Source organism: Amycolatopsis sp. FDAARGOS 1241 (assembly GCF_016889705.1).
Taxonomy (GTDB): domain Bacteria; phylum Actinomycetota; class Actinomycetes; order Mycobacteriales; family Pseudonocardiaceae; genus Amycolatopsis.
In genome coordinates, this window is record NZ_CP069526.1 from 2,158,349 (window position 1) to 2,184,463 (window position 26,115).

Below are 26,115 nucleotides of genomic sequence, written 5' to 3' on the forward strand. Positions count from 1 at the left end.
GGTGCTGAGACGTGCCTGTTTTTCCCCTGATGGCCTACACCACTTCTTCACCTGAGCGCTTCAGTCACTCTGCGGCACGGCGAAGACCACCCCGCCGCGCCGCGGGGTGGCCTCCGGGCTCTCACTTGGTGAGGTCGTAGACGGTCTGCCCGCCGACGGTGGTCGCGGTGAAGTTCGCCGCGACCCACTCCGTGATCTCGCTCAAACCGCCGCGGCCGCCGTCGACGAAGTAGGAGAGCTGGCCGTCGGCGACATAGCGCTGGAATTCCGCCAGAGTCGGCGCGGGGTCGCTGCCGCTCCAGCCGCCGATGCCGATCACCGATTTGCCGGCGGCCAGTTCGAGGCTCGCGGCCGACTGCGAACCGGTCATCGCGGCCGCCCACTTGGTGGTGGTTCTCGCCAGCAGTTGTCCGATTTCGCTCCCGGTTTGTTCGTCTCCGAACCCACCGCCAGGACCACCACCGAACCCGTCACCGAATCCGCCGCCGAACCCACTGGCCGCCGGGCCGGACGTGGGAATGGACCCGCTGTGCGGTACGGCGGTCGTCTCGGCGGCGTACGCGGCGGTGCCGAGGCCGAGCGTCAGCACGCAGGCCGTGGCGGCAACGGTCGACGCCTTGCGCAGCGGTGGCACCCCGACCACCCCGACCACCACGACCGTCGCGACCAGCAACCCGAGCACCACGGCGAGCCAGCGCAGCGCGGGGAACCAGTCGGGGGTGCGGTCGAGGAGGATGAAGTCCCAGACGGCCGTCACGGCGATCATCGCGCCGAGCGTCGCGCGGGGGCCGGTGGTGGCGCGGCCGCGCCACAGTGCGTGGCCGGAGATCGCGCCCAGCGCGGCGATCGCGGGGGCGAGCTGCACGGCGTAGTACGGGTGGACCGTCCCGCTCATCAGGCTGAACACGAGCCCGGTGACGAACAACCAGCCACCCCAGACGATCAGCGCGGCGCGCGTGCGGTCGGTGCGGCCCGCGTGGCGGGTGAACCACAGGCCCGCGACGAGCCCGATGATCGCGGCCGGCAGCAGCCACGACACCTCGGTGCCGAAGCTCGCGCCGAACATGCGGCCGAGACCGGAGCTGCCGCCGAACATCGTGTTGCCGCCGACTCCGCCGCCGAACCCGCCACCGCCCAGGTTGCCTTCGCCGCCGAAGATGCGGCCGAGGCCGTTGTAGCCGAGGGCGAGTTCCAGCAGGCTGTCGCCGGGGGAGCCGCCGATGTAGGGGCGCGAAGACGCCGGCCAGAGCTCGACGACGCTTCGCTCGTCGGACGTGGCCGCCGATCAGGCATCGAGCGCCGGCACCCACGCCTGCGACGAGACCTACCCAGCGGTGGCCGTGTCCCTATCAGCGGTCGGTCGATGCCACCAGGTCCGGTGACACCACCCCACGGATCATGCCTGCGACTGGGGGACAAAGTCATGCCGGACCTGGCGACCACAGCTCCTTGATCAGGAACCATGACAAAGGTAACGGGGGGGCGTCCCATGCGCAGTCTATCGGCGACCCCCGACAGTTCCGGCGAAACAGGGGCTGACGGGGGCTATCCGTCCACAACTCGGGTGCGCTGTGGACAACCGAGCTCGGCCGGCCATGGGCGCGGCCGAGCTGTGGCACGCTGAATGTCGGTCGGCGTGGCACGGGCCAGAAACGGAGGAGATGCCGGGCGGTTCGAAGGCAGGATATCGAGGCGTACCGCCGTAGGATCGGATGATGTTGTTCGAAGCTCGGTTGCGTGAGGGGATCCACGACGGGCGCATCACGCTGATGGTGCGCCGGTGGGCGCGCAGCAAAGCGATCCCCGGGCACCGGTACCGGACGGGCGTCGACCTGATCGAGGTGGAGGAGGTCGACGAGATCGCCGAGGGGGATCTGACGGACGAGGACGCCGTCGCGGCCGGGTACGCGAATCGGGCGGAGCTGATCGCGAACCTGCGCGGGGGCGAGGAGGTGCCGCTGTACCGGGTACGGTTCCGCGTCGTCAAGGAAGGGGATCCGCGGGACCGGCTGGCGGCCGCCGCCGATCTCACGGCCGATGACGTCGCGGCGATCGACGCGCGGCTGCAGCGGTTCGACGCCACCGGGCCGAAGCCGGGGTGGACGAGGCCGACCTTGGAAGCCATCCAGGCGAACCCCGGGCTCCGGGCCGGCACCCTTGCCGAGCAGCTGGGCTGGCAGGAACTGCTCGTGTTCAAGCGGTCCGTCCGCAAGCTCAAGGACCTGGGTCTCACGGTGTCCCTCGAAGTCGGGTACCGGGTTTCGCCGCGCGGCGAGGCGTATCTCAGGTTGTCAGGTCGTACACGGTGACACCGTCCACTGTGGTCGCCCGGTAGTTCTCCGCGACCCACGCGGCGATCTGCCGGGCGTAGTCGCTCCCCGAGGAGCCCTGCATCATCAGGCCGTCACCCAGGAAGTAGTGGATCCGTCCGGAGTGGACGTACTTCTTCAACTGCGCCGGCGTCGGATAGGGGTCGGTGCCGTTGAAGCCGCCGACGGCCAGGACGGCCAGCCCGGTCGCGAGCTGGTAGCCCGCGGCGTTGTTGGAGCCGACGGTTGCCGCGGCCCAGGAGTACGACTTCGCATTGTGTTCGAGCAGTGCGGTCAGGTTCGCGCCGGGTGCCGACGTGCCGAGGAGACCACCGGCCATCCCGCCACCGCGCCCCACCGAAGCCGCCGGCGCCGCCGAAGCCGGATCCACCGCCGAAACCTGGCCCACCGAAACCGCGCCCTCCCGAAGGGCCCCCCGCCGGAATCGCCCCGCTGTGCGGAGTCGCCGCCGTCGCGATCGAGTACGCACCCGAGCCCGCCAGCAGCGTCACCAGCCCGGCCACCGCCAAAGCGCGCCCCAGCTGGTTGACGAAGAACACCGCTACCGCGCAGCAACCCGACCGCCAGCACCGCCGACGCGAGCCACGGCTGCCACGACGGTTCCTGGATCAGCAGCACGTACGTCGTCACAGCCGTCAGCGCGAGCCCGCCGCTGAGCAGCCCGGCCGTGGCCGGATCGGTGCGCAGCCGCCACAGCTGGACCACGGCCGTCCCCACGAGCGCGCCGACGGCCGGCGCCAGAGCGACCGTGTAGTACGGGCGGATGATGCCGCCCATGAACGAGAACACCACCGCGGTCACCAGCAGCCAGCCACCCCGGATCACCAGCGCGGCGCGGCCGCGGTCCGTTCGCGGCGCCCGCCGCGTGAACCACAACCCGGCGGCGAGCGCGAGCAGCGCGGCCGGCAGCAGCCACGCGATCCCGCCCGCCATCTCTGTGCCGAACAGACGGAACAGGCCGGTCGAGCCCCAGCCGCGGCCGCCGCCGACGCTGCCGGTCTCGTCGCCGTGATGCGGCCGAAGCCGTTGTAGCCGAGGGTGAGTTGCAGCAGGCTGTTGTCCTGCGAATCCCCGATGTACGGCTGGTCCGCGGCCGGCCACAGCGCGACGACGGCGACGTACCACCCGGCGGAAACGACCACCGCGGCCAGTCCGCCGAGCAGGTGCAGCAAGCGTTTGCCCATCGGCGCCGGCGCGGCGATCAGGTTCGCCAGCGCCAGCGCGGGCAACCGAGGAACGCCTGCAGCATCTTCGCCAGGAACCCGAACCCGACCGCGACTCCCGCCAGCGCGAGCCACCGCGGGCTCGCCTGCTCGATCGCGCGCACGGTGCAGTACGCCGCCGCGATCAGCACCAGCACCAGCACCGCGTCCGGGTTGTTGAACCGGAACATCAACGCCGCGGCCGGCGTCAGGGCGAGCACGGCGCCCGCCAGCAGCCCGTCGGCCGCGCCCGACGTGCGCCGGACCGTCGCGTACAGCAGGTACGCCGACCCGACGCCCATCAGCGCCTGCGGCACCAGCACGCGCCACGCGTTCACGCCGAACAGCCGCGCCGAAAGCCCCATCACCCACAGCGCGGCGGGCGTCTTGTCCACGGTGATGCCGTTGCCCGCGTCGCTCGACCCGAACAACCACGCCTTCCAGCTCTGCGAACCGGCCTGCGCGGCGGCCGAGTAGAACGCGTTGGCCCACCCCGACGCGCTCAGGTCCCCCAGGTACAGCGCCGCCGTCCTCACCATGAGGACGGCCAGCGCGGGCCGCACCCAGCGCGGCCGCGCCACTTGGCCGGTTTCGGGGGGACGGCGGGAATCGCGACGGCGGTCATGGTCCCCACCCTGTCGCCCCACCCTGGGCCGCCCATGTGCCAACCCTGCGTACCCACTGTGCGACGCAGTGTCACAGCGTCACCGGACACGCCCGTCTGCTGCGGGAGGAACCGGTCAGGCTTCGAGCTGCGCTACGGGTGCTTGCGGCGACTGCGCCCGTTGCAGGGGCACCAGCACCGGCAGTCGCACGGCGAACTCCGTGTGCCCCGGCCGGCTGTCGACCTCGATCGTCCCGTGGTGGGCCACCAGCACGGCCGCCGCGATCGCCATGCCCAGCCCCGTCGAGCCGGCGGCGCGGGAGCGCGACGAATCCCCGCGCGCGAACCGTTCGAACACCGCCGGCAGCAGCTCCGGGGCGATGCCGGGGCCGTTGTCGGTCACCGTCACGACCGCGCTGCCGTCCGCCGAGCGTGCCAGCGCCGTGCCGACGGTCGTGCCGGGCGGTGTGTGCACTCGGGCGTTGGTCAGCAGGTTCGCCAGCACCTGGTACAGCCGCTGCACGTCGCCGAGGACGAAGAGCGGGGCGTCGGGCAGTTCGAGGCGCCACTGGTGGGTCGGGCCGGCGACGTGGGCGTCGCTGACGGCGTCGGCGACCAGGCGCGCGAGGTCGACCTCCGCGACGTCCAGCGGCCGGCCCGCGTCGAGCCGGGCGAGCAGCAGCAGGTCCTCCACGAGCGTCGTCATGCGGTCGGCCTCGGATTCGATGCGGGTCATGGACCGCGCGATGTCCGGCGGCACCTGCATGCGGCCGCGGCTCGCGAGTTCGGCGTACCCGCGGATGGCGGCGAGCGGTGTGCGCAACTCGTGGCTCGCGTCGGCGACGAACCGGCGCACGCGCAGCTCGCTCTCGTGCCGGGCCGCGAGCGCGGCCGAGATGTGGCCGAGCATGAGGTTCAGCGCCGAACCGACCTGGCCGACTTCCGTGCGCGGGTCCGTGTCGCCGTCGGGCACGCGTACCGAAAGGTCCACGTAGCCGCGGTCCAGCGGCAGCTCGGAAACGCGCGCGGCGGTCGCGGCCACGCGGTCGAGCGGCCGCAACGTCCGCCGCACCGCGAACGCGCCGATGAACGCCGCGCCCGTCACGCCCGCGGCCGCGACGCCGAACAGGATCAGCCCGACGGTGAGCAGCGTCTGCTGGACGGGTTCCAGCGGTACCCCGGTCACGACCACACCGTCGGGGATGGCCACGGCGGTGACGCGGTAGTCGCCGAGGTCGCCGACAGTCCGGGTGTACGCGCGGCCGTCCACCGGCAGGCTCTGCAACGCCGCGAGCTGGTCGGGCGTCAGCATCACGCGCTGGCCGTGCTGGGACAGCGATCCGCCGTCGACGAGCTGTCCGCCGGAGAAGTGCGCGTTCACGGTGCCGGCGCCCTGGCCGGGTGCGTCCAGCGGGTTGCGGCCGCCGAGCGGACCGCCGTGCGTCGCGAAATCCGCGGCACGGGCGGTGGCGGCGTAGAGCTGGCCGTCGGTCTGGTTGACCAGGAACGCCCGGAGCGCGAACTCGCTCACCACGCCGATCACCAGGCACACCAGCGACAGCAGCAGCACGATCGACACGGTCAGCTTCGCCCGCAGCGAAAGCCGGCCCCAGCGGGGCAGGGCGGACTTCGCGCGGACGGCCATGACCCGAGCGTGGGACCGCAGCGTGTGGGCGAGATGTGTGCTGCCTGTGAGCCCGCTGTGGGCGTGGATCACAACGCGGCCGGATGCTCGCCACAGCGCGGCACACAGGGTCACCGCACACCGTGCGCCGGGTTGCCCCCAACCGGCTCAGTCGCAAGGAGCTCCCCATGACCACGCCCCGGCTCCGGCAGTCCACTCCGGACGTTCCCGTGCCCGGAAACCTTTCTCCCGCACCCGCTCGCAGGTGTGGCCGGCCGGCGGGATCGCCGCCCGCGGCGGGATCATCGTGTGGGTCGCGAGCGGCTCGTCGGGCGACGCGTCCGCGGCGATCCCGGGCTGGGCAGCTGAGCGGTCCCGGCGCGGTCGGCTCGGCCCTCCACGGCGAGTTCGCGACCGCCGACGACAGCGGCGGCTGACTCACGAAGTTCCTGCAGACCGGCCAAGTCACCGCCCTGTAGGTTGCGACGACGGTGACCTGGTCGCGGCTCGTCACGCCCATCGCGGTGCTGGCGCAGACGGTGTAGACCTTGGCAAAACCGTCGTCGCTGCGGGCGGCGATCGAGGTGACCAACGGCAGCTGCCGCGGGCGCTGCCGCCTCGGTGGCGGGTGCTGGTGCATCTGAGCTGTCGCGTCGCTGTGGAGATCGTGCTGCCGCACTGGGTTGCGTGGCGGCTGCAGGTGTCGAGCACGGGTTGCGTCGGCCAGGACGACGGCAGCCGCCCGGCCGGTCGCGGAAGCCGGTGCCCGGGCTGTCGGGGTCGGTGTGGAGGTGGCGCTGCTGCATCGGCTTGTGCGGCGGCGGGTGTCGCGAGCGGCGACGGGGTTGCGCCGGCCGTGACAACGCTGACCACCGTGGTGGCCGCGAGAGCCGGTGCGCCCCCTGTCCCGGCGCTGTCACACCAGGGTTCGCGCCGCCGCAATGGCTTGCGCCGCGTAGGAGCGTCCGAAGAGGACGGTGTGCACGAGGAGCGGGAAGAGCTGGTGCAGCGGGATCCGGTCGCGCCAGCCCGCCGCGAGCGGGGCGGTCTCGTCGTAGGCGGCGACGACCTCGGCGAGGTGCGGGCAGCCGAAGAGGTGGAGCATCGCGAGGTCGGTCTCGCGGTGCCCGCCGTGCGCGGCGGGGTCGATGAGGCACGCGCCGGCGGCGGTCCAGAGCACGTTGCCGTTCCAGAGGTCGCCGTGCAGGCGCGCGGGTGGTTCGGCCGACTCCGGGATCGCGGCGCAGGCGCGCGCGAAAACAACTCCCTCGGCCGAGCTGAGCACGCCGGCGTCGACGGCCCGCCGCACGTACGGCAGAACTCGCTGCTCGGCGAACCACGTCGACCAGCTCTCCCCGGTCGCGTCCTTCATCGGGGCCGGCCCGATCCACGCGTCGATCGGGCCGTCCGGCGGCGGCGAACCGAACGCCGGCGCGCCCGCGGCGTGCAGCCGCGCCAGCCCGCGGCCGAATTCGCGGGCGGCTTCCGGCGTCGGACGCGCCGTCTCGATCCGGTCCAGTACGAGCCACTCGTGGTCGCTGCCCCGGACGCGCGCGACGGCCACGGCGCCGGGTTCGGCGAGCCACCGCAGTCCCGCGGCTTCGGCCGTCGTCGCGCCGGGGGCGTGGCCGCGTTTGACCACGACGGGGCCGTCGTCGAGTTCGGCGTCGCTCAGCGCGCCGCCCGGCCGGGCCGCGCGCACCACCCGCCGACCCGTGAGCCGGCTGATCACTTCGTCGGGAGGACTCACCCGGGCCACGCTCTCACCGGTCGTAGTCGACCGCGACCTCGGGTGTCGTCGGCCGCGCGCGGCACGTCAGGATCCGGTGCTCCGCCACGTCGGCTTCGGTGAGCGCGTACTGCACGTCCATGTCGACCCGCCCGCGCGTCAGCTTCGCCACGCACGCCCCGCAGGCGCCACCGGTGCACGAGTACGGCACGTCGAGCCCGGCGCGCAGTGACGCGTCCAGCACTGTCTCACCCGGCGAGGTCACGACGTCGGTCACCGAGCGCCCCACCGTCACCGCCAGCGCCGCCGACGCCCCGGTGCGCCCACGCGCGGGCGCACCGGCGAACAGCTCGAACGACACGTCCTCGTCCGGCACGTACGCCTCCGCCAGCGTGCGGCGCGCCATCTCCAGCAAGCCGCGCGGGCCGCACAGGAACCACTGGTCGACCTTCGCCGGGTGGAGGCGGTTCTGCAGCAGCGCACGGAGCCGGGTGCCGTCGAGGCGGCCATTGCGGTAGCGCTCGTGCGAGATGGCCAGTGCCTCACCGACGGTGTCGAAGTGGCGCACCGGCCGGTGGGCGTGCAGGTCCGGGTCGCGTTCGTCCGTGCGGAAGTGCACCACGTGCAGGCGCCCGGCCCACTCGCCGGCGAGGGCGCTGATCTCGTCGGCGAACATCGTCGTCGCACCGGAAGTGTTGACGTACAACAGGGTCGCGCGGCTGTGCGGTTCGTCGCGCAGGGCGCTGGACAGGATCGAGAGCACGGGTGTGATGCCGCTGCCCGCGGCGAGCGCGACGTAGTGCGCCGAGCGCCTGGGCTCCGGCGCGAGCGTGAACCCGCCGGACGGGGGCAGCAGGTCGAGCTCGTCGCCCGGCTTCAGCTGCGTCGTCGCGTACGGCGAGAACGTCCCGCCGTCGCGACGCTTCACGGCGATCCGCAGCGAGTCCGCCCCGGCGGGGGAGCAGATCGAGTACGTGCGCCGGACCGCGCTGCCGCCGACCGCCGTGCGGATGACGACGTGCTGGCCCGGCACGTGCCGGAACGTCTCGCGCAGCTCGGGCGGGACGTCGAACGTGATCGCCACGGCGTCCTGTGCCACCGGCTGCACGGCAGCGACCCGCAGCGAGTGGAAGCGCCGCAGCCCGCGCGGCTCGGGTGCCGGCGCGGGAGGCTCCTCGAAGCACCCCGTGAGCCGCCGCCACGTGCGGTACTCGGCGGGCGTCAGCTCGCGGCCCCACGCCGTGGTGATCGCGACTTCGCGGGCCAGGTAGGCGTCGCGGTTGTCGTTCCACGCGCGCAGGTAGCGGTAGAACGGGATCGCCGGGTGCAGGTGGTGCACGAGGTGGTAGTTCTGGTACAGCATCACCGGCGTCATCAGCCACTCCAGTCCCACGCGCACCCGCGTGGCGCCGAAGCGGTTCTCGCCGAGACCGTGGTGGGGCAGCCAGTCGAACCACCACGCCAGCAGCGCGAGCCCCAGCCGCTGCGGGATCAGGTAGACCGCGAGCAGTTCCCAGCCGTGGCCGCACGCCGCCACCGTCACCACCATGGCGGCGAAGGCCGTGAGCGTCACCAGTGTTTCCGCGCGCTCGGGGCGGGGCCGGCCGTGCACGTGCCGGGCGTAGAAGCGCACGTACCACAAGTCGATCGTCAGCCAGCGGAACGGCAGCTGCCACCACGGGCCCTGCGACGTCCACGCGTCCGGGTCCTTGGCGGCGTCGGCGTTGGTGTTGCGGTGGTGTTCGATGTGGATGAAGCGCAGGAACGGGAACGACCCGTAGGCGGCCACGAAGAGCATCGCCAGCCGGCCGAGCACCTCGTTGAGCCACGTGAGCTTCCCGGCCGCGTGGTGGGCCGACTCGTGCGCGACCGTGAACATCGTGAACGTGACGAGCGCGTGGACCGGGATCGTCACCCACCACGGCGCCGGCCCGGCCAGCAGCAGCCACGTGGCCGTGCCCCACGCGGCGAGCCCGCCGGCGAACAGGGCGAGCGTGGGTAGCGACGCGGGCGGGAGCGGAATCCTGGGGCTGGGCACGGTGGCGCCGTCGAGCGGCTCGCCGGCCACGGGCGGGCGGCTGTCGACGACGGGCATCGAGCGGTCTCCTCGGTCGAGCGCACCTGGCCAAGCGCAGCAAACCTAGACAATGAGCCAGCAGTTGTAAATCGGTTCCGGCCGGACTGTAAGGGGCCCGTTGCGAGGTGCGGCGCCCGGTCGATCTCCGCCCCGCGGCGACCGCGCGTGCGCGCTGGGTGCTCGACCGCTGATCGGGCGGGGTGCTCGGGTGCCCCCGACCAGGTCCGCCGACGCGACTGGCCTAGACTCGGACGTCCCGGTCAGCAGGTGACCGGGGCCGTCCCGAGGGACGTTCCGGCCCACATCGTTTACCGCTCGAGGAGAAGACCTTGAAGAGCACCGTCGAGCAGCTCAGCCCGACGCGAGTCAAGATCAATGTCGAGGTGCCGTTCGACGAGCTCAAGCCGAACTTCGACCGCGCCTACCGCAAGATCGCCCAGCAGGTGCGCATCCCGGGCTTCCGGCCCGGCAAGGCGCCCGCTCGCGTCCTGGAAAGCCGGATCGGCCGCGCGCCGGTGCTCGACGAGGTCGTCAACGAAGCCATCCCGGCCAAGTACATCGAGGCCGTCCGCGAGGGCGAGGTCCGCACCCTGGGCCAGCCGGAGTTCGAGGTCACGAAGCTCGAGGACCGCCAGGTGCTGGAGTTCAGCGCCGAGGTCGACGTGCGGCCCGAGATCGAGCTGCCTGACCTCGAGGGCCTCGAGGTGAGCGTCGACGACGTCGAGACCACCGACGCCGAGGTCGACGAGCAGCTCGACGAGCTGCGCGCCCGCTTCGGCACCCTCACCGGTGTCGAGCGCCCGGCCGAGAACGGCGACTTCGTGTCAATCGACCTGTCGGCCACCGTCGACGGCAAGCCGGTGGAGGAGGCCTCCACCACCGGGCTGTCCTACGAGATCGGTTCCGGCCAGCTCGTGGACGGCATCGACGACGCCATCATCGGCGCCGCCGCCGGCGACACGAAGACCTTCACCACCAAGCTCGTGGCCGGCGAGTTCGCCGGGCGGGACGCCGAGGTGACCGTGACCGTCCAGTCGGTCAAGCAGCGCGAGCTGCCCGAGGCCGACGACGAGTTCGCCCAGCTCGCGAGCGAGTTCGACACCATCGACGAGCTCAAGAGCGACCTGCGTGATCGCCTTGGCCGCGTGAAGAAGATGCAGCAGGGCGTGCAGGCCCGCGACAAGGTGCTCGACATCCTGCTCGAGCGCACCGAGGTGCCGATCCCGGAGAAGGTCCTCGAGTCCGAGATCGAGAACCGCAAGCACGACGCGGTGCACCCGTTCGACCACGACGAGGACAAGCTCGCGCAGGCGCTCGAGGCCGAGGGCCGTTCGCTCGACGAGCTCAACGCCGAGATCAAGGAGGAGTCGGAGAAGGCGGTCCGCACGCAGCTGCTGCTGGACACCATCGCCGACAAGGAGAAGACCTCCGTCAACGACGGCGAGCTCACCGAGCGCATCATCTACCAGGCCCAGCGCTTCGGCGTGAGCCCCGACGAGTACGTGCAGCGCGCCCAGCAGTCGGGCCAGCTGACCGCTATCTACGCCGACGTCCGCCGCGGCAAGGCGCTCGCGACGGTGGTGCGCGGCACCACCGTCACGGACGCGTCGGGCGCGGCGGTCGACCTGACCGAGCTGTTCGGCGCCGACGAGGGTGACACCCCCGCCACCGACGAGACGCAGGTCACCGAGGAAGCGGCCGCTACCCCTGCGGAGTAAAGCTGTAAGCGAACTTGGGCGGTGTCGGGCATTCCGCACCGCCCGAGTTCGTTAGGGTCGGTTGCAAGATCTCAAGCACTAAAACGACAGCGGCGGCCGATACGAAGAAGGGCCGTCGCCGGCGAAAAGGCAGGCAGACGTGAAGCAGCACATGCCCGAGGGGCGGACCGGCACCGCGGGACTCACCCTCACCGACTCGGTGTTCGAGCGGTTGCTCCAGGAGCGGATCGTCGTCCTCGGCTCCGAGGTCAATGACGAAATCGCCAACCGGATCACCGCGCAGCTGTTGCTGCTCGACGCGGACGACGCCGAGTCCGACATCCGGTTCTACATCAACTCGCCGGGTGGCTCGGTCACCGCCGGGTTCGCCATCTACGACACCATGCAGCTCATCCGCCCGGACGTGGCCACCTACGCCATGGGCATGGCAGCCTCGATGGGGCAGTTCCTGCTCTCGTCGGGTGCTCCGGGCAAGCGGTACGCGCTCCCGCACGCCAGGATCCTGATGCACCAGCCGTCGGCCGGTGTGGGTGGTACCGCGTCCGACATCGCCATCCAGGCGGATCTGTTCAACAAGTGGAAGCAGGAGCTCGCCCGCATCACCGCGGAGCAGACCGGCCAGACCACCGAGCAGATCATCAAGGACGGCGACCGCGACCGCTGGTTCACCGCGCAGGAGGCGAAGGACTACGGCTTCGTCGACCACGTGCTGTCGGCCGGCATCACCTCGAACAACTGAGCGCGAAGCACACAGGAGACCTCTCATGAGCAACTTCCGGCTCCCGGGTGACTTCCGGGCTCCGCAGACCCCGCAGTCGCGGTACATCCTGCCGTCCTACGTCGAGCGCACCAGCTACGGCGTGAAGGAGTCCAACCCGTACAACAAGCTGTACGAGGAGCGGACGATCTTCCTGGGCGTGCAGGTGGACGACGCGTCGGCCAACGACGTGATGGCCCAGCTGCTGCACCTCGAGCACGAGGACCCGGACCGCGACATCAACATGTACATCAACTCGCCGGGTGGGTCGTTCACGTCGCTGATGGCGATCTACGACACCATGCAGTACGTCCGCCCGGACATCTCGACCGTGTGCCTCGGCCAGGCCGCTTCGGCCGCCGCGGTGCTGCTGGCGGCTGGCACGCCGGGCAAGCGCTTGGCGCTGCCCAACGCGCGTGTGCTGATCCACCAGCCGGCCACCGAGGGCACTTACGGCCAGGTCTCCGATCTGGAGATCCAGGCCAACGAGATCCAACGTGTGCGCCGCCAGATGGAGGTCATCCTGGCGAAGCACACGAACAGGGAACCGGACCAGATCAAGGCCGACATCGAGCGGGACAAGATCCTCACCGCCGAAGAGGCCAAGGCCTACGGGATGATCGACGAGGTCCTTCCGTACCGGAAGGCGTCGGCCGTTTGATCACCGGGCCGGTGCGTGTCGAATCGGCGACACGCACCGGCCCCCTGGTCTAGTGTCGAACTCTGACGTGCCCGGAACGGGCCCGAGTGTTCCCGCTCGCGCCTGAAGCCAGGTACCGTCAGTGGCAGTGCGTGAAGCTCCGGGACGGTCGGGCTCAGACCGGAGCGGCAAGACAGTGTCAGGCGCGCAACCGCGCGCCGGAGGGGACGAGGTCAACGGCCATGGCACGGATCGGTGACGGCGGCGACCTGCTGAAGTGTTCTTTCTGCGGGAAGAGCCAGAAGCAGGTGAAGAAGCTCATTGCCGGCCCCGGGGTCTACATCTGCGATGAGTGCATCGACCTCTGCAACGAGATCATCGAAGAGGAGCTGGCCGAAGCCGGCGACGTGAAGCTCGACGAGCTGCCGAAGCCCGCCGACATCCACGAGTTCCTCGAGCAGTACATCATCGGCCAGGACGATGCGAAGAAGACGCTCGCGGTCGCGGTGTACAACCACTACAAGCGGATCCAGGCCGACGACAAGGCCGGACCGAAGGACTCCAAGGACGAGCCCGTCGAGCTCGCGAAGTCCAACATCCTGATGCTCGGTCCCACGGGTACCGGCAAGACCTACCTGGCGCAGACGCTGGCGAAGCTGCTCAACGTGCCGTTCGCCATCGCCGACGCCACGGCGCTCACCGAGGCGGGCTACGTCGGCGAGGACGTCGAGAACATCCTCCTCAAGCTGATCCAGGCCGCCGACTACGACGTGAAGCGCGCCGAGACGGGCATCATCTACATCGACGAGGTCGACAAGATCGCCCGCAAGTCGGAGAACCCGTCGATCACGCGCGACGTGTCGGGTGAGGGAGTGCAGCAGGCGCTGCTGAAGATCCTCGAGGGCACCACGGCGTCGGTGCCGCCGCAGGGCGGGCGCAAGCACCCGCACCAGGAGTTCATCCAGATCGACACGACCAACGTGCTGTTCATCGTGGCCGGTGCGTTCGCGGGTCTGGAGAAGATCATCAACGAGCGCGTCGGCAAGCGCGGCCTCGGCTTCGGCGCGGAGATCCGCACCAAGGCCGAGATCGAGGGCAGCGACGTCTTCTCCGAGACGATGCCCGAGGACCTGATCAAGTTCGGCCTGATCCCGGAGTTTATCGGTCGCCTCCCGGTGGTCGCCACGGTGAACCACCTGGACAAGGATTCGCTGGTCTCGATCCTCACGCAGCCGCGCAACGCCCTGGTGAAGCAGTACAAGAAGCTCTTCGAGATGGACAACGTCGAGCTCGAGTTCACCAAGACGGCGCTCGAGGCCATCGCCGACCAGGCGATGCTGCGCGGCACGGGTGCCCGTGGCCTGCGCGCGATCATGGAGGAAGTCCTCCAGCCGGTCATGTACGACATCCCCAGCCGCGACGACGTGGCCAAGGTCGTGATCACCGAGCAGACCGTGCGCGAGAACGTGAACCCGACGATCGTCGCGCGCCAGCCGTCGCGGCGCACCCGCAGCGAGCGTGGTGAGAAGTCGGCCTGAGCCGTTCACCGCTCGGGGTGAGCCGTTTGCAGGAGTCCGCCGCCAGGGTGTTCGCGGCACGCGCGATAATGAAGTGGATGACAACCGTGCCGCTGACCAGAGCCCCGGGGGAGCACCCCAAGACCGACGCCGACGTGCTGTCGGACGCCCCGGCCCCGGAACCGACCGACGGACCGCTGACCCCGTCGGTCGGTATCGTCGAGCTGAGCGAGCGCGTGGTCGCGTCCATCCTGGGCCGGTGCCCGTGGCTGTACCGCGCCGCCACGATCACCCTGGCGGTGTTCTCGGCGGTCTGCCTGGTGGCCGTCGCCACGCGGCTCTCGGCGCTGCCGCTGATCCCCATCCCGCTCTTCGCGCTCGCCTGGTACTTCCTGCGCTTCTTGCGCGCCGCGGACACCCGCCGCCTCCAGTTGCGATGGGCGCTGCTCACGGCGCTGGCGACGATGGTGGGCTTCTGGCTGGTGTCGGTCGTGGCTCGCTGGGTGTCTTCCTGACGGTCGCGGGGTCTCGCGGCACAACCTGGGCGCTGGTGCGCTCAGGTTTTTTCTTGCCCGCGTGAAGGTCCTACCCGGCGCGGGGCACGTGCTTCCCCACGAAACCCACCATGCTGGGCACCACCGAGTGGAAGAACGTGTCACTGTGCTTCCCCGTCGCGGTGTAGCCGATGGCCGGGTGGGTGGCCGCGATGTAGCGCCGCACGCCGGTGATGAAGGAGTCCTCCGTGCCGCACCAGAGGGCGGTGGGGACGCCGCGCAGGGCGGTGAGGTGGCGGAGCGGGTCGAGGGACGTCCAGTCGGTCTGGCCGGTGAAAATGTGGCGCTTGGCCATCTCCGGCCAGGACGTGATCAACGCGGGGGAGATGGCCGCGACGGCTTCCGGGGGCTGCCGGCGTTCGACGCGGCGGCGGCCGTAGACCATGGCCCCGAAGCCGCCCATGGAGACGCCCGCACAGGCGAACGGGAGGCCGCGCGGGCCGGCGAGGTTGCGGGCGGCCAACCAGCGGGGGACTTCTTCCAGCAGCATGGCCATGGGGTCGTCACCGGCGCGGACCTCGTGCCAGTAGTTGTCGCCGCCGTCGACGGCGACGTAGCCGTGGGCGGGCACGGCCTTGCGGCCGACGTCGGTGGCCAGCTGCTTCACCAGGCCGCTGGGGGCGGCGGAGCGGGCGCTGCCGTGCAACCCGTGCAGCATCAGCGACATCGGCAGGCCCGCCGGCGGGTACTTGCTCGGCAACAGGAACACCAAGTCCACCATCCGCCCGCGCGCGGCTGAAAACACCCGCTCCACGCGCGTGAACCCGACTTGCGGCGACCCGGCCGTCACGCCGACGGCCCGCAGCGCCTCGCCCAGCGGCGTGACGCCCGCGGCCGTCGCGGCCGCCAGTCCGGCGACGCCGAGCGCGGCGGTGCCCGCGACGAGCACCGACCGGCGGCTGACCCGTTCGTTCACCCGGCCTCCCCGAAAGATCCACAAGAAGGACGCGGCTTCGTCGCGAAGCGTTGCCTCGGCCACCGCCATCGTGCTGCGTCCGTGAAAACAGCGCCAGCCCGAACCCTTGCGAACCATTCCATAACCGTGTTATCAATGGATAACAGTGTTATGGAAGGAGTTGCGATGCCCAACCAGTTCCTGGAGGACAACTTCGCCCCCGTCACCCGTGAGCACACCGCCACGCGGCTCGAGGTCACCGGCCACCTGCCCGACCACCTCGATGGGCGCTACCTGCGCAACGGGCCCAACCCGCTGGCCGCCGACGAGGACACTTACCACTGGTTCCTCGGCGACGGCATGGTCCACGGCGTCCGCCTGCGGGACGGCCGCGCCGAGTGGTACCGCAACCGCTGGATCCGCACGCCGCACGTCGCGGGCCTGCTCGGCGAGGCACCTGAAGCTCCGAACACGGGCATCGGCGCCAACACGAACGTGATCGGCCACGCCGGCCGCACGCTCGCCCTCATCGAAGGCGGCCTGCCTGCCTTCGAGCTCACCGAAGAACTCGACACCGTCGGCCAGTGCGACTTCGACGGCACGCTCCCCGGCGGCTACACCGCCCACCCGAAGCGCGACCCGCGCACCGGCGAGCTCCACGCCGTCTCGTACCACTTCGGGGCCGGCAACCGCGTGCAGTACTCCGTGATCGGCACCGACGGCCGCGCCCGCCGCGTGCTCGACATCGAGGTCACCGGGGCACCGATGATGCACGATTTCTCGCTCACCGAAAACCACGTGGTGTTCTACGACCTGCCCGTCACGTTCGATCCACACCAGACTCCAGCACACGTCGACGTGCCCGACCCGCTGACGGCGCGCACCGGTCGCGGGGTCAGCTCGCTGCCGTACCGGTGGAACGAGGACTACCCGGCGCGGGTCGGCGTGATGCCGCGCGAGGGCGGCAACGGCGACGTGCGCTGGTTCGACGTCGAGCCGTGCTACGTCTTCCACCCGCTCAACGCCTACGACGACGGGGACCGCGTCGTGCTCGACGTCGTGCGCCACTCCCGCGTGTTCGACCGCGCGCTGCACGGCCCGGCCGAAGGTGTGCCGACGCTCGACCGCTGGACCGTCGACCTCGCCGCGGGCAAGGTGCTCGAGGAGCGGCTCGACGACCACGGCCAGGAGTTTCCGCGCGTCGACGAACGGCTCGTCGGCCGCGCCCACCGCTACGGCTACGCGGTGGCCGCCGACGGCGAATCACGGCTCACCGGCGCGCTGCACAAACACGACCTGCACAAGGGAAGCCTGGAACGGCACACCTTCGGCCCCGGTCGCGTGCCGGGTGAGTTCGTGTTCGTCCCGTCCGGTGTGGACGCTGCCGAAGACGACGGCGTGCTCATGGGATTCGTCTTCGACGCCGCCACCCAGCGCAGCGATCTGACGCTGCTCGACGCGGCGACGCTGGAAACGGTGGCCGCCGTTCACCTGCCCGGCCGCGTGCCGCACGGCTTTCACGGCAACTGGGTCCCGGTCGGCTGAGCCGAACGGGCTAGGCGAGCACCCGCTGATCGCCGGTGTAGAGGTTCATGCTGTCGCCGCGCAGGAAACCGATCAGCGTCATGCCGTTCTCCTCGGCGAGCTCAACGGCCAAAGAGGACGGAGCGGACACGGCGGCGAGGATGCCGATGCCCGCCATGGCGGCCTTCTGCACGAGCTCGAAGGAGGCGCGGCCGGAGACCAGCAAGCCCAAGCCGGGCGCGGGGATCCGGCCGGCCTGCAGCGCCCAGCCGAGCACCTTGTCCACGGCGTTGTGGCGGCCGACGTCCTCACGCACCACTTCGAGTTCACCGTCCGGGGTGAACAGTGCCGCGGCGTGCAGCCCGCCGGTGGACTTGAAGACCTTCTGCTTGTCCCGCAACGTGTCCGGCAGCTCCACCAGCACGTCGGTCTTGACTTCGAAGGTCGACTCCGCGGGGGAGAAGCGGCTCTTCAGCTTCACGGCGTCGAGCGCTGCTTTGCCGCAGACGCCACACGATGAGGTGGTGTAGAAGTTCCGCTCCACGCCGGTTTCCGGAGGTGCGACTCCGGGTGCGAGTGTCACATCGAGCACGTTGTAGGTGTTGCGGCCCTGGTCGTCGACGCCGTCGCAGTAGCGCGCCGCCGCGACGTCCTCGCGGGAGCCGAGCACGCCTTCCGAGAGCAGGAATCCGTGGGCGAGCTCGACGTCGTGACCCGGCGTGCGCATCGTCACAGCGAGTGCTTTGCCGTCGACGCGGATCTCCAGCGGTTCCTCCGCCGCCAGCGAGTCGGGACGGCGGCGTTCACCGGTCGCGGAGATGCGCCGGACCGGCCTGCGCACGGTCACTCTGCCCATCGGGACACCTTTCAACGGCCATTGAAGTCGATCTACGACACCCAGACAGTGCAACGTCAGGGAATAAGTAATACATTCCCTGCATCACCTCACAGTTCGGAGGAGTCTGACGATGGCCCTCGGCTTCCTGGCCCGCTCTCGTATCGTCGCACCGCCCGGCTGGACCCGCTGGTTGGTCCCACCCGCTGCGCTCTCGATACACCTCTCGATCGGTCAAGCCTACGCCTGGAGCGTGTTCAAAACCCCGCTCGAGAAGACGATGCACCTGTCGGGCACGGAGTCCGGGCTGCCGTTCCAGCTCGGCATCGTGATGCTCGGCCTGTCCGCCGCGTTCGGCGGCACGCTCGTGGAGAAGAACGGCCCGCGCTGGGCCATGTTCGTGGCCACGATCTGCTTCGGCGCGGGCTTCCTGATCTCGGCGCTCGGTGTCGCGACCGGGCAGTTCTGGCTCGTGGTCGTCGGCTACGGCGGCATCGGCGGCATCGGGCTCGGCATCGGCTACATCTCACCGGTGTCGACGCTGATCAAGTGGTTCCCCGACCGGCCGGGTATGGCCACCGGTATCGCGATCATGGGCTTCGGCGGTGGCGCGCTCATCGCGTCGCCGTGGTCGTCGGCGATGCTCGGCACCTCGCCGGCCGCGAGCGACATCGCCGTGGCCTTCCTGATCCACGGCATCGTCTACGCGGTCTTCATGACGATGGGTGTCCTGCTCGTGCGCGTGCCCGCTGACGGCTGGAAGCCCGCGGGCTGGGAGCCGAAGGTCGACGAGAGCAAGACGCTCATCTCGACGCACAACGTGTCGGCGGCCAACGCGCTGAAGACCCCACAGTTCTGGTGCCTGTGGATCGTGCTCTGCCTCAACGTGACCGCGGGCATCGGCATCCTGGAGAAGGCCGCGCCGATGATCACGGACTTCTTCAAGAGCACCGCGACGCCGGTCGGCACCGCGGCCGCCGCCGGTTTCGTCGCGATGCTCTCGCTGACCAACATGCTGGGCCGGTTCGTCTGGTCGACGGTCTCGGATGCGGTGGGGCGCAAGAACATCTACCGCTTCTACCTCGGTGTGGGCGCCGTGCTGTACCTGATCATCGCGCTCACCACGAACTCGTCGAAGCTGCTGTTCGTGCTCTGCGCGATGCTGATCCTCTCCTTCTACGGTGGGGGTTTCTCGACGCTGCCGGCGTACCTGAAGGACCTGTTCGGCAACTACCAGGTCGGCGCGATCCACGGCCGGCTGCTCACCGCGTGGTCGGTCGCCGGTGTGCTCGGGCCGCTGATCGTCGACGGCATCGCCGACAGTGAGAAGGCCGCCGGCAAGACCGGTCCGGACCTCTACTCGACGTCGTTCTACATCATGATCGGCCTGCTCGTGGTCGGCTTCGTCGCCAACGAGTTCGTGCGGCCGGTCAAGGCCAAGTTCCACGAGCCCGTGGGCAGCACCCAGGTGGGGAGTGAGGCGTGATGAGTTCACCCGACGTGGAAGGCCGGTCGGCCGGGCGCACCGCGCTCCTGGTCATCGCGTGGCTGTGGGTGCTGGTGCCGTTCGTGTACGGCGTGTACGAGCTGATCCTCAAGGTCATCGACCTGTTCGGCGGCTGAGTTTCCGCTCGGTCCCGCTCAGTGGGAGCCCCCGGATCCGTCCGGGGGCTTTTCACTGGACAAATGGTCAAGAGTCGTTGACCATTGGCTCTCGTGACTGGGGATGACTACGTACCGCCGGACGAAACCGTCCACGTGCGGACGACCGAACAACTGCGTGCTGTCAGCAATCTCGTGCGCCACCGCGTGCTCGCCGTCCTGCGCGACGGGCCGGCGACGATCACGCAGATCGCCGCGCGGCTCGAGCTGGCGAAGGGCAGTTCGAGCTACCACGTGCGCGTGCTGGAACGCGCGGGGCTCGTCCGTGTGGTCCGGACCAAGAAGGTCCGCGGCGTCGTCGAGCGCTATTACGGCATGGCGGCGAAGGTCGTCTCGCTGCCGGACCCCGCGCCGGGCCGGCGGGACGTGCTGATGCAGCACGCGATCGACGACCTCGCGACCGCGCCGGTGGACTCGCCACGCCTGGTGCGGATGAGGCACCTGCGGCTGAGCGAAGCGCGCTTCGCCGAGTTCGAGCGGCGCCTGAGCGAGCTGGTCGACGAGATGCACGCGGCGCGCGAACCCGGCGAAGCGGCGGCGACAGTCGCGGTGGCGTTCTTCCGGCCAGGCGAGGGAGCGGCACGGTGACTTCGGTTTCCTCACGGGGAGAACAGCTCCGGCCGAAACTGCCGCCCGCCTTCAGCCGGCTCTGGTCCGCCGCCACGATTTCGATGCTCGGGGACGGGGCGTACCAAGCGGCGCTGCCGTTGCTGGCCGTCGCGTTGAGCAGTGATCCCGTGGTGATCAGCCTGGTGTCCGTGGCGATGGTCCTGCCGCACCTCGTCGTCGGTGTCGTGGCGGGTGCGCTGGTGGACCGGTGGGAGCGGCGGCGCACGATGTGGGTTTCCGACCTCGCGCAGGCGGCGCTGCTGGCGCTCACGGTGGTGGCCGGCGCGTTCGGGCTGCTGGGCATCCCGGCGCTGCTGGCGCTGGCGTTCCTCGCGGGAACGGGCCAGCTCTTCTTCGAGGTTGCTTCGCAGGCGTACTTGCCTGACCTGCTGGGCCGCGACCAGACGTTGCTGCGGCGGGCCAACGGGCGCCTACGCGGCGCGTCCACGGCCGCCGGGCAGTTCGCCGGGCCGCCGTTGGGGAGTTTCCTGTTCTCGTTTGCGCGGACGGTGCCCTTCGTGGTCGACGCGGTGTCGTTCGCGCTGAGCGCACTGCTGATCCGGACATTGCCGCCGGCGCCGGTTCCCGAGCGTGCGCCGGGCACATCGGTGTGGGCCGACGCGCGTGAGGGCTTCCGCTACGTCGTGCACGACAAGTTGTTGCTGGGCCTCGCGTTGCGCCCGGCGGTCGGCAACTTCGCCTTCGGCGCGGTGGGGGCCGTACTGGTGCTGTTCGCGCGGGACGCGCTGGGACTCACCGCCGTCGGCTACGGCTTCCTGCTCGCCGCTGAGGCGGTCGGCGGGCTACTGGGCGCGATGGTCGTGTCGGGACCGCTCGAGAAGCTCGTCGGCACCGGCACGGCGCTCACGCTGACGGCTGTCGTGGAGGGCGGGTCGATCCTCGCCTTCGGGCTCGTGCGCAACCCGTGGCTGGCGGGCGCGCTGTTCGCGCTGTGCGGCTGCGGCATGGCGACGACGATGGTGCTCGGCTGGTCGCTGCGCCAGGTGATCGTGCCGGCGCGGTTGATGGGCCGCGTCGGCGCCGCGTCCCGATTGGTCGCGCTCTCCGCCGGCCCGCTGGGCGCGATCCTGGGCGGCTGGCTGGCTTCGGGTGCGGGCTTGCGGGCGCCCTACGTCGCCGGTGGTGTGGTCCTGCTGACGATGACCGCGGTGACGATGAGCATGACGAGCAATGCCAAGGTGAAAGCCGCGCTCGCGCGGTCCACAGTGGACGGCTAGGTTAGGTGTCCGGGACGTTTCCCGGGTTGAGTGGGTGACGGCCTGTCGGGCGGGCAGGTGAAGGCCTCCGGTTGTGAAGTGGGTCCAGGAACCGCTTCATCGACCGGAGGCCGTCGTGTCCCACCCGACCCTGACCCCGCGAACCCGGCTACGGCTGGCTCGCCTGGTCGTCGAGCAGCGCTGGACCTGCGCGGCGGCGGCGAAGATGTTCATGGTCGCTGCCAAGACCGCCGCGAAGCGGGCTGAGCGGTACCGGCACGGCACGAAGGCGAAGCGGGGATGATCGATCGCAGCTCGCGTCCGCACCACAGCCCGGCCGGCACCCTCGGCCCGGCGGTGCGGGCGATCGTGCGGCTGCGATGGCGGCACCGACTCGGCCCGGTCCAGATCGGTGGCAGGCTCGGACTGCCCGCATCGACGGTGTGCCGAACTTGGTGACGTCGACATGGATCAGTGAACCGGGATGGTCGTGCTCGTAGCGGCGCAGCGGTTCGCCGGTGACCCGGTCGATCCGGCACAACCGGTTGATTCGGCAGCGCACCAGTACCGCGTGAACAAGCAGCCACGCCCGGCCTGCCCGCGGCGCGGACCGCAAACCGTGCACCGGCACCGCCTTCCTCCTGGCACCGTGCCATCACCTGGTCTGCCGCCCGCGGAGGGTTTGCCGCCCGCGGAGTGACCGTCGAACGAGTCCTGTCCGACATTCAAGCTGGGTGTGCGGCGTTGAGCCTGTCTCGTCGGCCGGCGGGAGGGATCGGGGTCGTCCGGCACCCGCCTGTGAACGTTGTTTGACCGAGTGGAGCGCTGCGCGACTCCTTGCCTGTTGACCATGCTGGCGGGCGGGGCCACTGCCGGAGTTCGAGATGCCCTGTTAGGAACCCGGTGACCATGTCCTGATCGAGGCGGATGTGGATCCCTGTTAGCGAATGTCTGGTGCGGCTCGGACTCCCACGGCGGTGCGGCGGCCGGATCCGAATTCACGCGAGCAAGGGAGCCGGCATTGATCGTTCGGATGGGCATCGACCTCGCGGTCCGCGCGCAGCACCAAGCCAGCATGGCCGACGAGCAGGGACGCGTGCTCTGGTCCGGGCACCGTTTCCGCACCCGCAGCGAGGAACTGGATCGGTTGTGGGCACGGCTGCCCGACGGCGTCACGGCTGCGGAGGTGACGGTCGTGATGGAGCCGACCCGCAACGCGTGGGTTCCGTTGGCCGCGTGGTTTCGCCGACGGGGCGCGACGGTGGTGCTGGTGTCCGCAGAGCGGTCGGCGGATCTGCGCGCCTACTACGCCAAACACACCAAGAGCGACCGGATGGACTCGGTCCTGCTGGCCCGGCTGCCGTTGCTGCACCCCGAAGGACTCCATCCCGAGCGGGGCACGGGGCCGGGCGATCCGCTGCGGCGCGCGACGAAACTGCACTCCACGCTGGTCCAGCGCCGCACCGCCGGCCTCGCCCGGCTCGATGCGCTGCTGGAGATCCTGGGACCGGACTGGCATGCCGCCCTCAGCGGCGATCTGGCGAACAAGACTCCGCTGCGGTTCCTCGCCGCCGGCTACGCCGACCCACACGCCGTCCGTCGCCTCGGCCGTGCGCGGTTGGCCCGATTCTTCTACCGGCACTCCCGCGGCGCCTGGGGCGACCCGGAAGCCGACAGGGTCCTGGCCGCAGCCGCCGCGACCACCGAATTGTGGGGCGAGGAACTGGCCTTTGCCGAGCTGGCCGACGACATCGCCGTCGAAGCCCGCCTCGCGCTGGCGATCACCGATGAAATCAAAGATGTCGACGAACGTATCGCCGTCCTGGTCGCCGAACGTGACCCCGAAGGGATCATCACCTCCGCGCCCGGCGTCGGACCCGTGACCGGGGCAGTCATTCTCGGACGGCTCGGCAACGTCAACCGGTTCTCGTCCTTGGCAGCAGTCCGCGGTTTCAGCGGCCTTATTCCGTCGCTGAACGCGTCCGGCGTCTCCGGCAGCCACGGCGGCCCGACCAAACGCGGCGACGCCCTGCTCCGCGAAGCATTGTTCATGGCCGCCAGCCAGGCGCGCCGCCACGACCCCACCTTGGCCGCGAAGTATCACCGGCTGATGGTCGAAGCCGGCAAGCACCACAACTCTGCGCTCTGCCACATCGCAACCACCCTGCTGACCCGCATCGCATCATGCTGGAAAAACCACACGCCCTACCAGCTGCGCGACGTCAACGGCACACCCGTCACCGCGATCCAAGCCGGCGACATCATCGCCCAGCGATACACCGTTCCGGAAGACATTCGCCGATCACACAGGACAACCGGAGTGGGGACGGGCCAGCGAAACAAGAAGTCGCCAAGCGCTCCATCGACCGGCCCGTCCAACACCCACGCTAAACCCCACCAAGCGGCTTGACATCCCTTAGGAACGCAACGGTGGCGCCTACCGCTCCCGCCTCTGGCGCGACATATGCACCGAGCTGGGTATCACCCCGAAACGGACCCACCCCTACCGACCCCAGACCGACGGAAACTCCAACGCTTCCACCGCACCCCGGCCGAAGGCCGGGCCTACACCCGTTTCTACCCGAGCGAACAGCAGCGCTACTGGCTCCACTTCTACAGTCAGCACCGAGCCCACAGCGCCATCGGAGGCCACCCACCGATCACCCGACTGACCAACCTTCCCGGACACCGCGGCTAGAGCTCCGCCAGCAACCGGCGCCGCGCCGAGTCGACGTGGTCGGCGGCGACGCGGTCGAGTTCGGCGACGTCGCCGTCGCGGATCAGGGCGGCCAGTTCGCGGTGTTCCGCAACCACGCGCGAGCGGTACTGCGAGTGCCCGAGCGACACGCGTTGCAGCTGGAACAGGAACACCTGTGAGCGCACGGCGTGCCACGCCTGCGTGAGCCTGCCGTTGCCCGCGGCGTCGTAGACGCGGTCGTGGAACGCGATGTCGAGCGCCAGCAGCCGCGGGCCGGCCGCGCCTTCGTCCACTTCGGACGCCAGGGAGGACACGAGGTCGTCGAGGGCGGTCAGGTCGGCGGCCGAGGCGTGGGCGCGGGCGGTGGTCGCGGCGAGCCGGTCCAGGGCCGCGCGCACGGAGTAGACCTCTTCGACGTCGGCGGGCGTCACCTCGACGACGGTGGTCGGGCGGTGCCAGCCGCCGCGCACGAGGCCCTCGCGGGCGAGCAGCCCGAGGCCCTCCCGCACCGAGCCGCGGCTCACCTCGAGCGACGCGGCGAGCTCGACCTCGCGCAGCGGCGCGCCGGGCGGGAAATGACCGGCGAAGATCGCGTCACGCACGCGGTCGCTCGCTTCCTCGGCCAGGCCGCGCCGCGCCGCCTTCCGCAGCGGTGTGGCGTCCATCGGTCAATGTTGACATTCGGACATGAGCACCTCAAGGTGGGGGCACCCCATCAGCGAAGGAGAACCCATGCGCCCCGCGTTCCACCTCGCCATCCCGGTCGACGACCTGACCCGCGCTCGCGAGTTCTACGGCGGCGTGCTGGGGCTCGAGGAGGGCCGTTCGGCGGACGCTTGGGTCGACTGGAACTTCCACGGCCACCAGGTCGTCACGCATGTGGTGGCGGGCGCACGCGCCGAAGCCGGCCGCAACCCCGTCGATGGCCACGACGTGCCGGTGCCGCACTTCGGCCTGGTCCTCGACGTCGACGCGTTCCACGACCTCGCCGGCCGCCTGCGCGGCGCGGGCACCGAGTTCGTGATCGAGCCGTACCAGCGCTTCGCCGGCGAGCCGGGGGAGCAGTGGACGATGTTCCTGCACGACCCGGCCGGCAACGCACTGGAGTTCAAGGCGTTCCGCGACCAAGCACAGCTGTTCGCGAAGTGAACGTCCTCGTCACCGGCGGGTCCCGCGGCATCGGCCGCGCGATCGCCCGCGCCTTCGCCGCCCGGGGTGACCGGGTTGCCGTCCACTACGGATCGAACGCCGATGCGGCCGAGGAGACTCTGGCTTCGCTGCCGGGCGAGGGCCACGTCGTCCTCGGCGGTGATCTCGGCGATGCGGGTGCGGCGCAACGGATCGCGGACACCGCCGAGGAGCTGCTGGGCGGGGTCGACGTGCTCGTGAACAACGCCGCCGTCGGCACCACCCCGGAGACGTCGACGCCTGTCGAGAGCATCGGTTACGAGCACTGGCAAGAGGTCTGGCGGCGCACGCTCGACGTCAACCTGCTCGGCGCGGCCAACGTCTCGTTCCACGTCGCGCGCCACCTCATCGCGCGCGGGGCGCCGGGGCGCATCGTGAACGTCGGGTCGCGCGGCGCGTTCCGCGGCGAACCCGAGCACCCGGCGTACGGCGCGAGCAAGGCCGCGCTGCACGCGCTCGGCCAGTCGCTCGCGGTGGCGCTGGCGCCGCACGGGATCTCGGTGACGTCGGTGGCGCCCGGGTTCACGGCGACCGAACGCGTCGCGCACCGGATCACCGCCGCCGTGCGCGAGCAGAGCCCGTTCGGCCGGGTGGGGGAGCCCGAGGAGATCGCGGCCGCCGTCGTGTTCCTCGCTTCGGCGGAGGCGACGTGGGCGTCGGGCGCGATCCTCGACCTGAACGGCGCGTCGTACCTGCGCTGAGACGCTGAGATGCTGAGGCGCTGAGGTGTGACCT

Annotated in this window: 20 protein-coding genes and 5 pseudogenes; 16 read left to right on the plus strand and 9 right to left on the minus strand. The window is 70.5% G+C overall.

Annotated features, from left to right (window positions below):
• Positions 1-121: 121 nt before the first annotated feature.
• Positions 122-1,261: pseudogene (locus tag I6J71_RS10695) on the minus strand (glycosyl transferase); the annotation flags it as partial.
• A 454-nt stretch (positions 1,262-1,715) separates the two neighbouring features.
• Between I6J71_RS10695 and I6J71_RS10700 the strand changes: the two are divergent.
• Positions 1,716-2,309 (plus strand): hypothetical protein, encoded by a 594-nt coding sequence (locus I6J71_RS10700; RefSeq protein WP_204094577.1) that lies wholly within the window; start codon positions 1,716-1,718, stop codon positions 2,307-2,309.
• On the opposite strand, the pseudogene I6J71_RS10705 reads toward I6J71_RS10700, so the two are convergent.
• The 4 genes and pseudogenes from I6J71_RS10705 to I6J71_RS10720 form a co-directional block, all read right to left on the minus strand.
• Positions 2,284-4,071: pseudogene (locus I6J71_RS10705) on the minus strand (glycosyltransferase family 39 protein). The gene I6J71_RS10700 and the pseudogene I6J71_RS10705 sit on opposite strands and share 26 nt — an antisense overlap.
• Before the next feature lie 201 nt (positions 4,072-4,272).
• Complete coding sequence (locus I6J71_RS10710; RefSeq protein ID WP_204094578.1) at positions 4,273-5,781, minus strand: cell wall metabolism sensor histidine kinase WalK; 1,509 nt, start codon at positions 5,779-5,781, stop codon at positions 4,273-4,275.
• Between the two features lie 895 nt (positions 5,782-6,676).
• A complete protein-coding gene (locus I6J71_RS10715; RefSeq protein ID WP_204094579.1) occupies positions 6,677-7,519 on the minus strand; it encodes a fructosamine kinase family protein in 843 nt (280 codons plus the stop codon).
• 4 nt (positions 7,520-7,523) lie between these two features.
• Positions 7,524-9,584, minus strand: a complete 2,061-nt coding sequence (locus I6J71_RS10720; protein WP_204094580.1) for a fatty acid desaturase — start codon at positions 9,582-9,584, stop codon at positions 7,524-7,526.
• 311 nt (positions 9,585-9,895) lie between these two features.
• On the opposite strand from I6J71_RS10720, the gene tig reads away from it, so the two are divergent.
• The 5 genes from tig (at position 9,896) to I6J71_RS10745 (ending at position 14,713) form a co-directional block, all read left to right on the plus strand.
• Complete coding sequence (tig, locus tag I6J71_RS10725) at positions 9,896-11,284, plus strand: trigger factor (protein WP_204094581.1); 1,389 nt, start codon at positions 9,896-9,898, stop codon at positions 11,282-11,284.
• A 139-nt stretch (positions 11,285-11,423) separates the two neighbouring features.
• Complete coding sequence (locus I6J71_RS10730; protein WP_204094582.1) at positions 11,424-12,023, plus strand: ClpP family protease; 600 nt, start codon at positions 11,424-11,426, stop codon at positions 12,021-12,023.
• 25 nt (positions 12,024-12,048) lie between these two features.
• Positions 12,049-12,702 (plus strand): ATP-dependent Clp protease proteolytic subunit, encoded by a 654-nt coding sequence (locus I6J71_RS10735; protein WP_204094583.1) that lies wholly within the window; start codon positions 12,049-12,051, stop codon positions 12,700-12,702.
• 221 nt (positions 12,703-12,923) lie between these two features.
• Positions 12,924-14,219 (plus strand): ATP-dependent Clp protease ATP-binding subunit ClpX, encoded by a 1,296-nt coding sequence (gene clpX, locus I6J71_RS10740; protein WP_204094584.1) that lies wholly within the window; start codon positions 12,924-12,926, stop codon positions 14,217-14,219.
• A 77-nt stretch (positions 14,220-14,296) separates the two neighbouring features.
• Entirely contained in the window at positions 14,297-14,713 is a 417-nt protein-coding gene (locus tag I6J71_RS10745; RefSeq protein ID WP_239154633.1) for a hypothetical protein, read from the plus strand.
• Between the two features lie 70 nt (positions 14,714-14,783).
• On the opposite strand, the gene I6J71_RS10750 is transcribed toward I6J71_RS10745, so the two are convergent.
• A complete protein-coding gene (locus I6J71_RS10750) occupies positions 14,784-15,668 on the minus strand; it encodes an alpha/beta hydrolase family protein (protein ID WP_239154634.1) in 885 nt (294 codons plus the stop codon).
• Between the two features lie 165 nt (positions 15,669-15,833).
• Here I6J71_RS10750 and I6J71_RS10755 point away from each other — a divergent pair, with 165 nt between their 5' ends.
• Positions 15,834-17,192, plus strand: a complete 1,359-nt coding sequence (locus tag I6J71_RS10755; protein ID WP_204094585.1) for a carotenoid oxygenase family protein — start codon at positions 15,834-15,836, stop codon at positions 17,190-17,192.
• Positions 17,193-17,202: 10 nt separating this feature from the next.
• On the opposite strand, the gene fdhD is transcribed toward I6J71_RS10755, so the two are convergent.
• Complete coding sequence (gene fdhD, locus I6J71_RS10760) at positions 17,203-18,027, minus strand: formate dehydrogenase accessory sulfurtransferase FdhD (RefSeq protein WP_204094586.1); 825 nt, start codon at positions 18,025-18,027, stop codon at positions 17,203-17,205.
• Between the two features lie 112 nt (positions 18,028-18,139).
• Between fdhD and I6J71_RS10765 the strand changes: the two genes are divergently transcribed.
• From I6J71_RS10765 to I6J71_RS47945, 5 genes and pseudogenes are all read left to right on the plus strand, one after another.
• Positions 18,140-19,492: an OFA family MFS transporter gene (locus I6J71_RS10765; protein ID WP_204094587.1), complete on the plus strand. Its 1,353-nt coding sequence runs from the start codon at positions 18,140-18,142 to the stop codon at positions 19,490-19,492.
• Positions 19,492-19,629: a hypothetical protein gene (locus I6J71_RS10770; protein WP_204094588.1), complete on the plus strand. Its 138-nt coding sequence runs from the start codon at positions 19,492-19,494 to the stop codon at positions 19,627-19,629. The genes I6J71_RS10765 and I6J71_RS10770 overlap by 1 nt, the downstream gene beginning before the upstream one ends.
• A 93-nt stretch (positions 19,630-19,722) precedes the next feature.
• Entirely contained in the window at positions 19,723-20,256 is a 534-nt protein-coding gene (locus I6J71_RS10775; RefSeq protein ID WP_239154636.1) for a transcriptional regulator, read from the plus strand.
• Positions 20,253-21,515, plus strand: coding sequence for an MFS transporter (locus I6J71_RS10780; protein WP_239154638.1), 1,263 nt, complete (start codon positions 20,253-20,255; stop codon positions 21,513-21,515). The genes I6J71_RS10775 and I6J71_RS10780 overlap by 4 nt, the downstream gene beginning before the upstream one ends.
• Before the next feature lie 115 nt (positions 21,516-21,630).
• Positions 21,631-21,938 (plus strand): annotated as a pseudogene (locus I6J71_RS47945) (leucine zipper domain-containing protein); the annotation flags it as partial.
• Here I6J71_RS47945 and I6J71_RS10795 read toward each other — a convergent pair.
• Positions 21,933-22,074, minus strand: a pseudogene (locus I6J71_RS10795) (IS481 family transposase); the annotation flags it as partial. The pseudogenes I6J71_RS47945 and I6J71_RS10795 sit on opposite strands and share 6 nt — an antisense overlap.
• A 453-nt stretch (positions 22,075-22,527) precedes the next feature.
• On the opposite strand from I6J71_RS10795, the gene I6J71_RS10800 reads away from it, so the two are divergent.
• Together I6J71_RS10800 and I6J71_RS10805 are read left to right on the plus strand one after the other, a co-directional pair.
• Positions 22,528-23,904 carry an IS110 family transposase gene (locus tag I6J71_RS10800; RefSeq protein ID WP_204094591.1) on the plus strand — a complete coding sequence of 459 codons (1,377 nt, stop codon included), beginning with the start codon at positions 22,528-22,530 and terminating at the stop codon, positions 23,902-23,904.
• 16 nt (positions 23,905-23,920) lie between these two features.
• Positions 23,921-24,192: pseudogene (locus I6J71_RS10805) on the plus strand (IS481 family transposase); the annotation flags it as partial.
• Here I6J71_RS10805 and I6J71_RS10810 read toward each other — a convergent pair.
• Positions 24,189-24,857 (minus strand): GntR family transcriptional regulator, encoded by a 669-nt coding sequence (locus I6J71_RS10810; RefSeq protein ID WP_204094592.1) that lies wholly within the window; start codon positions 24,855-24,857, stop codon positions 24,189-24,191. The pseudogene I6J71_RS10805 and the gene I6J71_RS10810 sit on opposite strands and share 4 nt — an antisense overlap.
• 67 nt (positions 24,858-24,924) lie before the next feature.
• Here I6J71_RS10810 and I6J71_RS10815 point away from each other — a divergent pair, with 67 nt between their 5' ends.
• Both I6J71_RS10815 and I6J71_RS10820 read left to right on the plus strand, forming a co-directional pair.
• On the plus strand, positions 24,925-25,341 hold the full coding sequence (locus I6J71_RS10815) for a VOC family protein (RefSeq protein WP_204094593.1): 417 nt from the start codon (positions 24,925-24,927) through the stop codon (positions 25,339-25,341).
• A complete protein-coding gene (locus I6J71_RS10820) occupies positions 25,338-26,081 on the plus strand; it encodes an SDR family NAD(P)-dependent oxidoreductase (protein ID WP_204094594.1) in 744 nt (247 codons plus the stop codon). The genes I6J71_RS10815 and I6J71_RS10820 overlap by 4 nt, the downstream gene beginning before the upstream one ends.
• Positions 26,082-26,115: the final 34 nt, after the last annotated feature.

Excerpts from the sequence above, each read along its gene's own strand:
- I6J71_RS10745 (WP_239154633.1), top strand. The coding sequence starts at position 14,297 with ATGACAACCGTGCCGCTGACCAGAGCCCCGGGGGAGCACCCCAAGACC.
- I6J71_RS10770 (WP_204094588.1), top strand. The coding sequence starts at position 19,492 with ATGAGTTCACCCGACGTGGAAGGCCGGTCGGCCGGGCGCACCGCGCTC.
- clpX (WP_204094584.1), top strand. The coding sequence starts at position 12,924 with ATGGCACGGATCGGTGACGGCGGCGACCTGCTGAAGTGTTCTTTCTGC.
- I6J71_RS10710 (WP_204094578.1), bottom strand. The coding sequence starts at position 5,781 with ATGGCCGTCCGCGCGAAGTCCGCCCTGCCCCGCTGGGGCCGGCTTTCG.
- I6J71_RS10755 (WP_204094585.1), top strand. The coding sequence starts at position 15,834 with ATGCCCAACCAGTTCCTGGAGGACAACTTCGCCCCCGTCACCCGTGAG.
- I6J71_RS10765 (WP_204094587.1), top strand. The coding sequence starts at position 18,140 with ATGGCCCTCGGCTTCCTGGCCCGCTCTCGTATCGTCGCACCGCCCGGC.
- I6J71_RS10700 (WP_204094577.1), top strand. The coding sequence starts at position 1,716 with ATGTTGTTCGAAGCTCGGTTGCGTGAGGGGATCCACGACGGGCGCATC.
- I6J71_RS10815 (WP_204094593.1), top strand. The coding sequence starts at position 24,925 with ATGCGCCCCGCGTTCCACCTCGCCATCCCGGTCGACGACCTGACCCGC.
- I6J71_RS10735 (WP_204094583.1), top strand. The coding sequence starts at position 12,049 with ATGAGCAACTTCCGGCTCCCGGGTGACTTCCGGGCTCCGCAGACCCCG.
- I6J71_RS10810 (WP_204094592.1), bottom strand. The coding sequence starts at position 24,857 with ATGGACGCCACACCGCTGCGGAAGGCGGCGCGGCGCGGCCTGGCCGAG.
- I6J71_RS10800 (WP_204094591.1), top strand. The coding sequence starts at position 22,528 with ATGGGCATCGACCTCGCGGTCCGCGCGCAGCACCAAGCCAGCATGGCC.
- fdhD (WP_204094586.1), bottom strand. The coding sequence starts at position 18,027 with ATGGGCAGAGTGACCGTGCGCAGGCCGGTCCGGCGCATCTCCGCGACC.
- I6J71_RS10720 (WP_204094580.1), bottom strand. The coding sequence starts at position 9,584 with ATGCCCGTCGTCGACAGCCGCCCGCCCGTGGCCGGCGAGCCGCTCGAC.